The sequence below is a fragment of the Roseobacter sp. FCG-D35 genome (assembly GCF_033436665.1).
Taxonomy (GTDB): domain Bacteria; phylum Pseudomonadota; class Alphaproteobacteria; order Rhodobacterales; family Rhodobacteraceae; genus JAWQFO01.
Window position 1 is genome coordinate 391,634 of sequence record NZ_JAWQFO010000004.1, and the last position, 7,015, is coordinate 398,648.

Genomic DNA, 7,015 nt, shown 5'->3' on the forward strand with positions numbered 1-7,015 from the left:
ATCGACGTTGCAATGAACCGCTTTAACCCGTCCAATCGACAAGGAAAGGATTCACGATGAAGGTCACCAGACTTGCACTCGCGGCAACGGTTGCCGCCACTCCGCTTGCGGCTCAGGAGCAGCGCCAACTGGACGCGCACGTTCATGGCGTCAGCTCGCTGGAACTTGCCATCGAGGGCGGCACGGTCGAGATGGACTTCTATGCACCCGGCATGGATATCGTGGGCTTCGAGTACGCGGCCAGTTCCGACGCCGACAAGGATAAGGTCGAGGCCGCGATCCGACTGATGCTGGTTCCGGAGAACGTCGTTGCCCTGCCGGAAGAGGCCGGATGCCGCTTGACCGAGGTTCTTGCGCACTTGCACTCGGGAGAAGACCACGACGAACATAACAACGACGACGGGCATGCGCACGACGAGCATGCAGAGGACAAGGACCATGACCACGGCGACGATCACGCGGAGCACGCCGAGGACGCGGAGCACGCAGAACATTCCGAGGACGCGGACCACGACCACGCCGGGGAAAGCGGCCACAGCGAGTTCCATGCCCGCTACATCTTTGCCTGCGAACATGCCGACGATCTGGACACGATCACCTTTCCGTTCTTCGATCAGTTCGAGAACGCCGAGGAGATCGAAGTGCAATACGTGACGGAAACCGGCGCCGGGTCGGCAGAAGTCGGACGAGGTGCCGCCGAAGTGACGCTGGACTGACCGTGGCATCAGCCGCCCTGACCCTTGCAGACGTAGCTTTTGCCTGGCCGGGTCGGGGCGGGTTTTCGCTGTCCTGTCCATCCTTCGAACTACCAACCGGCAAAACGGTTCTGCTGCTCGGGGAAAGCGGGTCCGGCAAGTCGACCCTGCTGTCGCTGGTCTGCGGGATCGTGGCGGCCGACGAGGGCGAGGTCCGCGTTTGCGGAACCGATCTCGGAACGCTCCGGGCCGGGGCGCGGGACCGGTTCCGCGCCGAGCAGATCGGCGTCATCTTCCAGCAATTCAACCTGCTGCCCTACGCGCGGGTGATCGATAACATCCTGCTGCCGCTTCGCTTCGCCCCCGAACGACGCGGACGCGCAGGCGATGCGACGGCGGCGGCGGCCGAGCTCTGCGGCGCGCTGGGGCTGCCCGAGGACGCGGCGCATACACCTGCAGGTCGTCTCAGCGTCGGGCAGCAGCAGCGCGTCGCGGTCGCGCGCGCCTTGATCGGCGCGCCGCCGCTGATCGTCGCCGACGAGCCGACCTCGGCGCTCGACGCGGGATCCCAGGACGCGTTTCTGAACCTGTTGTTCTCGCAGGTTCGCAAGGCGGGCGCGTCGCTGCTCATGGTCAGCCATGACGAACGGCTGGGCGAACGGTTCGATCGGACCGTGCGGATCGGTGATATCGTGCAAACCCGCAAGGCCGCCGCATGATCCTTCGTCTCGCCTTCGGTTCCCTTCTGGCGCGCGCCCTGACGGTGGGAATGACCGTGCTGGCCATCGCGCTGTCCGTTGCCCTCTTTCTCGGGATCGAGAAGGTGCGCGTCGGCGCCCGCGCGAGTTTTGCCGACACCATTTCCGGCACCGACCTGATCGTCGGCGCGCGGTCCGGGTCGGTGCAGCTTCTGCTGTATTCGGTGTTCCGCATCGGCAATGCCACCAACAACGTGACCTGGGACAGCTACGAGGACCTCGCGGCGCGCCCAGAGGTCGACTGGATCGTGCCGATCTCGCTGGGCGATAGCCACCGGCAGTTCCGGGTGATGGGCACCACGTCGGGCTTTTTCGAGCACTACAAGTACCGCGGTGGACGAGCGTTGGAGGTTTCGCAAGGGCACGGGCTGGACGATCTCTATGACGCCGTGATCGGCGCCGATGTCGCCGCGACGCTAGGGTATTCCGTCGATGATCCGATTGTCGTGGCACACGGGCTGGCGTCGTTCGTCGAGCACGCCGACCAGCCCTTCCGCGTAGCCGGCGTTATCGCCAAGACCGGAACGCCGGTCGACCGCACGGTAATCGTCAGCCTCGAGGCGATCGAGGCGATCCACGTCGACTGGCAGTCCGGTGCCAAGGCGCCCGGCGGCGCCACCCCGATCGAAGTGATCCGCGAGATGGACCTTGCGCCCAAGGCCATCACGGCGGCGCTGGTCGGGGTCAAGTCGCGGCTGCAGATCTTCGGCCTGCAAAGATGGATCAACGAATATCCCCAAGAGCCATTGCTGGCCGTGTTGCCCGGTGTCGCCCTTCAGGAACTCTGGCAGATCGTGGGGGTCGCCGAGACCGCGCTGATCGGGGTGTCGGCAATGGTGGTGGTCACCGCCCTGCTGGGCATGGTCGCGATGATCTTCTCGAGCCTCAACGAGCGTCGGCGCGAAATGGCGATCTGGCGCGCAATGGGGGCGCGACCGGCCACGATCCTCGGCCTCCTGGTGCTTGAGGCGGTTCTGATGGCAGCGGCGGGGGCGGCCTTGGGTCTCGGGCTTCTCTACCTCGGCCTGACCGTGGCCCGGCCCTGGGTCGATGCCGCGTTCGGTCTCTGGCTGCCCATCGACGCACCGACAGTCCGCGAGGCCTGGGTTCTCGCAAGTGTGATCACAGCGGCGGCCCTGGCAAGCCTGATTCCGGCGCTCAGAGCCTACCGGTTGTCCCTCGCGGATGGTATGATGGTGAGGATATGACACACGACACGCGCATCACACGACGCAACCTCGTCCTTGCCTTGGGTGCGGCCACGCTTCTGCCCGTGCGGGCCGATGCGGCCAGGTTCCGCGAGATCGGCTGGGACGACCTCATCCCCGCCGGAGTGCCTTATGGCGAGATCATTGGGCCCGGGCTGATCGATGAGGCCAACGATACCTGGAACCCGCAGTACGACGAGAACGCCAAGAAGGTGAACACGCGTCTCGTCGGGAAACCGGTCAGGCTTCCGGGCTACATCATCCCCTTCGACATGGGCGCCAACGGCGTCACCAGCTTCATGCTGGTGCCTTACGTCGGCGCCTGCATCCACGTGCCGCCGCCGCCGCCGAACCAACTGGTCTTCGTGACGACTGAAACGCCCTGGCCGAACGAGTCGCTCTGGGCTCCGGTCTTTGTCTCGGGTCGGCTGACAGCCGAGACCCTGTCGACAACGATCGCCGATGCCGGATACCGGATCGCGGCGGAAAAGATCGAGCCGATCGAGTGAACGGCAGCTGGCGCACACGACAAAACGGTGCGCCTCGGTCGGGCGCGCCGCGGCTAGTCGCCTGTCTGTTGCCCGTCCTCATTCTCTGCGCCGTCTTTATTGCGCAGACCGCCCAGGCCTGTTCCTTCCATTTCTACAAGCCCGAGCGCTCGGTCATCGACCGCGTTCTCGACAGCGACACGCTCGCCATCGCGCGGCCCCACCCGGACAGCCCGTTCTCCTTTCAGATCGTGGAAGTTCTGCGCGGTGCGGAAAATGGCGTCGCGATCCGCGAACTCGTCAATTCGCAGATCCGCGCCCGCCTGGCGGCGAACCCGGACGACGGTGTGCTCTTCGTCTTCGACCAAGAAACGAACGTCTGGCAGTCCATCGCCTACCTGAGTGGCGACTACCGGCAAGTCGTCGACTTTGCGCTCGCGCATGAAGAGGCGTGGCGCACGGAATATACTCCGGACAGGCTGGCGCTCTTCGCCGGTCTGCAGACCCACCCCGAGCCCGCCCTGCGCCAGCTTGCCCTGCTGGAGATCGACAAGGCACCCTACGACATGCTGCGCGGGATCGAACTGCAGATCCCTGCCGAGAAACTGCTGGCCGAACTCTGGAAGATCGAGGGCTATCCCTACCAGTCCATCCGGATCCTGCTGCTCGGCCTAAGCGACGATGACGCAGCCCGCCGCGAGATACGGGCCTTCATCGCCCGGGCGCCGGACCGGGAACGCTCGCGCAACCTCGGGGCGTTCGCGACCGCCCTCGTCGAGATCGACGGCGATGCCGGCATCGCCCTGCTGGATCGGGAGATCCTGTCGGACCCGCGTCAGTCGCGCGACAACGTCGAACAGGTCGTCGAAGCGCTGGCAATCCACAGCGGTGTCGGCGCCCCCGGGATGGCCGCATCGATTGCGGCAACGCTCGACCGCCTCGTTGCCCTGCGCCCGGACACCGCCGCCCTGATCGCCCGCCAGTTCGGCAGCCGTCAGAACTGGACACAGGCCGACCGGCTGGCCCCCCTCGTGGCCGAACGCAGGCTTACCGCAGCGTCCGATCTGATGACGGTGGCCGTCTACCTCGCGCAGGCCCGGGACGCGCATGCGGCGCCGCCGACCGGCACCGGAATGGGGGACTAATGGCACGAAGTAGGGTCAGAACTTCAGGCACGCGCAACGACGTGGCGGGTCCCAATCGGCGCACATTCGCCACCGGCCTTGCGGCGAGCGTTGCGCTGGCCGGCGCGAGTGGCGCGGCGGAAGAGACCGTCGAACTCGACTGGGCCGACCTGGTCCCGCCGGGCCAACCGCAGCTCCCGCCCGACCTGCAAGGACTCGTCCCGCATGACGAAAGCGCGATGGCCAGCCTTCAGGCTCCGTCAACGGGCGTGCGCACCGACTGGAACGGCCGGATCGTGCGGCTCTCGGGCTTCATCGTTCCGCTCGATTTCGAGGGCACCGGAGTCGCGGCCTTTCTGTTGGTGCCCTATGTCGGCGCCTGCGTCCATGTCCCGCCGCCGCCCGCAAACCAGCTCGTGCTCGTCACCGCGCGACCGCCCTATGCCTATGAAGGGCTGTTCGAGCCGGTCACCGTGACCGGCATGTTCGGCACCGCCTCGACGTCGACGCAACTCGCCGACGTGGGCTATGCGCTGTCCGCCGACCGGATCGACCCCTTCGAAGGCTGACGTTTACCAGGCGCCCATTGCACCACCAGTTTCAGAATTCCCGGATCGCTCACGTGATCCATGTCCACTCGGCTGATATAACTTGGAACGCGGCGTAATCTCCGGGGCGGGCGAATCCGACGAGGAGCGGCTGCATTCAGCGCTCGGAAACTTGACGCAGAGCGCCGATACGGCCCAACTGCAACCAGTCCGAAGGGCCGCCTGAAGCTCGGGCCAGAAGCGGGACGAGCTTCAGTCGTCGAAACAGGTCTTAGGTCAATCGAACGCACGAGATTGGCTCAGCGCAACAATTGGATCTGCGGCAGGATGTAGGGGATGCCCTCGGGCGGCGGCGCGTTGACCCGGACTTGGCTGGCATACGCCTCGGAGAGACTGGCGTCCGCAAGAACCGTCTGCGGCGGACCCGAGGCCAGCACACACCCTGCCTTCATCAGAATGACGTGGTCGGCATACATCGCCGTCAGATTCAGGTCGTGCATGACCGTGATCACGCCGCCTCCACGGGCTGCAAAGGCTTTCATGCACTCCATCACGATGGACTGGTGGCCGATGTCGAGGCTCGACACCGGTTCGTCCAGCATGAGCCATCGCGGCTCGCCGATGTCCTCGATAGGCCACACCTGCGCAAGCACCCGGGCGAGTTGAACCCGTTGCTGCTCTCCGCCGGAGAGGTGGTGAAACGGCCGATCCGCAAATCCGCGGAGATCGACCGCGGCCAGCGCCTGTTCCGGGACCGAGGCATCGCCCGCAGCGAGTCCCGCGGCCAGTCCCATGCCCACGATCTCGCGGACGGTGAAAGGAAAGGCAACGGTCGACGCCTGTTGCAGCACGCCGCGTACCGACGCAAGTTCGGGCGGCGTGTAGTTCTGGAGCGCACGACCGTTAAGCAAGATGCTTCCGTCAAATCGAAGTTCGCCTGTCAGGGCGCGCAGCAACGTCGATTTCCCCGATCCGTTCGGCCCGACGATGGCGGTGACACGTCCGGGTTGCGCAGACAGATCGACGCCATCGACGATCGTCCGGCGCCCGATCCGCACCCGGATATCACTTGCAATCATGGGTGACCTCAGAACGTGCCGTGCTTGCGCAACAGGATGAAGAGAAATACGGGCGCGCCAAGTACCGCCGTAACGATCCCGATTGGCAGTTCGGCGGGTGCCACGACGGTGCGGCCGATCATGTCCGCACCCAAAAGCAGGGTCGCTCCGAGCATGGCGGCATTGGGCAAAAGGACCCGGTGGTCCGGACCCGTCGCCACGCGCAGCAGGTGCGGCACGACGATGCCAATGAAACCGATGCCTCCCGAAACCGCCACTGCGGCACCGGTCGACGCGGCAACCGACAGCACTGCGATGCGCTTCATGCGCTGGACGGGAACGCCCATGTGCATCGCCGCCGCTTCGCCCAAAGCGAGACCGTTGAGGCCGCGGGCAAGGAACGGAGCAAGCGCCAACCCGGCGAGGATGATCGGCCCTGCGGTCAACACCTTGGCCCAAGTCGCACCGGCCAGCGAGCCGAGACCCCAGAATGTCAGGTCGCGAAGTTGCGCATCGTCCGCGACATAGATCAACAGGCCCGAGACGGCGCTCACGAGGGCCGATATTGCGATGCCGGCAAGCAGAAGCGTTGCCACCGATGTCTGCCCGGCGCGCGTGGCCACGGCGTAGAGGACCAGGGTGGTGACCCAGGCACCGGCAAAGGCCGCGAGGGCGACAACGGAACTGCCGAGCGCCTGTTGGACCTGCAAAGGCAGCAAGGCGCCGAGCACGATCGCGGAGATCGCGCCAAGACCCGCCCCCGCGCTGACCCCGACGATACCGGGGTCGGCAAGCGGATTGCGGAAAAGCCCCTGCATAAGCGCGCCTGACACCGCCAGGGCCGCGCCGACAAGAACCGCAAGGGTCAGGCGCGGCAGCCGGATCTCGAACATGACCACATGGTCAAGCGGATCTATGGCGTGTCCAGCTGCGAGACTTTCGAGGATCGGCCAAAGCGTGGTGCCCGTCGCGCCGACGGATAGTGACGCGATACAGGTGACCACCAGCAGACATCCAAGGGCCACCGTAAGCTGACGCACCCGTCGCGCCCGGTCCGTGAACGCGTTTGAGCCTCCCCATCTGAATTGGTCCACCGCTATGGTTAGGAAACGGAGGACCAGGAATGGGGAACAAGC

8 protein-coding genes are annotated in these 7,015 nt (G+C 65.6%); 6 read left to right on the forward strand and 2 right to left on the reverse strand.

What is annotated here, in order from left to right; all coding sequences use genetic code 11:
* Positions 1-56 precede the first annotated feature (56 nt).
* From zrgA to R5H30_RS12760, 6 genes are all read left to right on the forward strand, one after another.
* Complete coding sequence (zrgA, locus tag R5H30_RS12735) at positions 57-716, forward strand: zinc uptake protein ZrgA (RefSeq protein WP_318328774.1); 660 nt, start codon at positions 57-59, stop codon at positions 714-716.
* Positions 717-718: 2 nt separating this feature from the next.
* Positions 719-1,414 (forward strand): ABC transporter ATP-binding protein, encoded by a 696-nt coding sequence (locus R5H30_RS12740; protein ID WP_318328775.1) that lies wholly within the window; start codon positions 719-721, stop codon positions 1,412-1,414.
* Positions 1,411-2,661 (forward strand): ABC transporter permease, encoded by a 1,251-nt coding sequence (locus tag R5H30_RS12745; protein ID WP_318328776.1) that lies wholly within the window; start codon positions 1,411-1,413, stop codon positions 2,659-2,661. Before R5H30_RS12740 ends, R5H30_RS12745 begins: the two co-directional genes overlap by 4 nt.
* Positions 2,658-3,170: a DUF3299 domain-containing protein gene (locus tag R5H30_RS12750; RefSeq protein WP_318328777.1), complete on the forward strand. Its 513-nt coding sequence runs from the start codon at positions 2,658-2,660 to the stop codon at positions 3,168-3,170. Before R5H30_RS12745 ends, R5H30_RS12750 begins: the two co-directional genes overlap by 4 nt.
* Before the next feature lie 68 nt (positions 3,171-3,238).
* Positions 3,239-4,294, forward strand: a complete 1,056-nt coding sequence (locus tag R5H30_RS12755) for a hypothetical protein (RefSeq protein WP_318328778.1) — start codon at positions 3,239-3,241, stop codon at positions 4,292-4,294.
* Positions 4,294-4,842, forward strand: a complete 549-nt coding sequence (locus R5H30_RS12760) for a DUF3299 domain-containing protein (RefSeq protein ID WP_318328779.1) — start codon at positions 4,294-4,296, stop codon at positions 4,840-4,842. The genes R5H30_RS12755 and R5H30_RS12760 overlap by 1 nt, the downstream gene beginning before the upstream one ends.
* Positions 4,843-5,120: 278 nt before the next feature.
* Here R5H30_RS12760 and R5H30_RS12765 read toward each other — a convergent pair whose 3' ends face one another.
* Together R5H30_RS12765 and R5H30_RS12770 are read right to left on the reverse strand one after the other, a co-directional pair.
* The gene (locus tag R5H30_RS12765; RefSeq protein WP_318328780.1) at positions 5,121-5,900 is read right to left on the reverse strand and encodes a heme ABC transporter ATP-binding protein; all 780 of its coding nucleotides are present in this window, start codon (positions 5,898-5,900) and stop codon (positions 5,121-5,123) included.
* Between the two features lie 8 nt (positions 5,901-5,908).
* The gene (locus R5H30_RS12770; RefSeq protein WP_412105138.1) at positions 5,909-6,979 is read right to left on the reverse strand and encodes a FecCD family ABC transporter permease; all 1,071 of its coding nucleotides are present in this window, start codon (positions 6,977-6,979) and stop codon (positions 5,909-5,911) included.
* Positions 6,980-7,015 lie beyond the last annotated feature (36 nt).

Coding starts and splice junctions, on each gene's coding strand:
- R5H30_RS12750 (WP_318328777.1), top strand. CDS start 2,658: ATGACACACGACACGCGCATCACACGACGCAACCTCGTCCTTGCCTTG.
- R5H30_RS12745 (WP_318328776.1), top strand. CDS start 1,411: ATGATCCTTCGTCTCGCCTTCGGTTCCCTTCTGGCGCGCGCCCTGACG.
- R5H30_RS12765 (WP_318328780.1), bottom strand. CDS start 5,900: ATGATTGCAAGTGATATCCGGGTGCGGATCGGGCGCCGGACGATCGTC.
- zrgA (WP_318328774.1), top strand. CDS start 57: ATGAAGGTCACCAGACTTGCACTCGCGGCAACGGTTGCCGCCACTCCG.
- R5H30_RS12760 (WP_318328779.1), top strand. CDS start 4,294: ATGGCACGAAGTAGGGTCAGAACTTCAGGCACGCGCAACGACGTGGCG.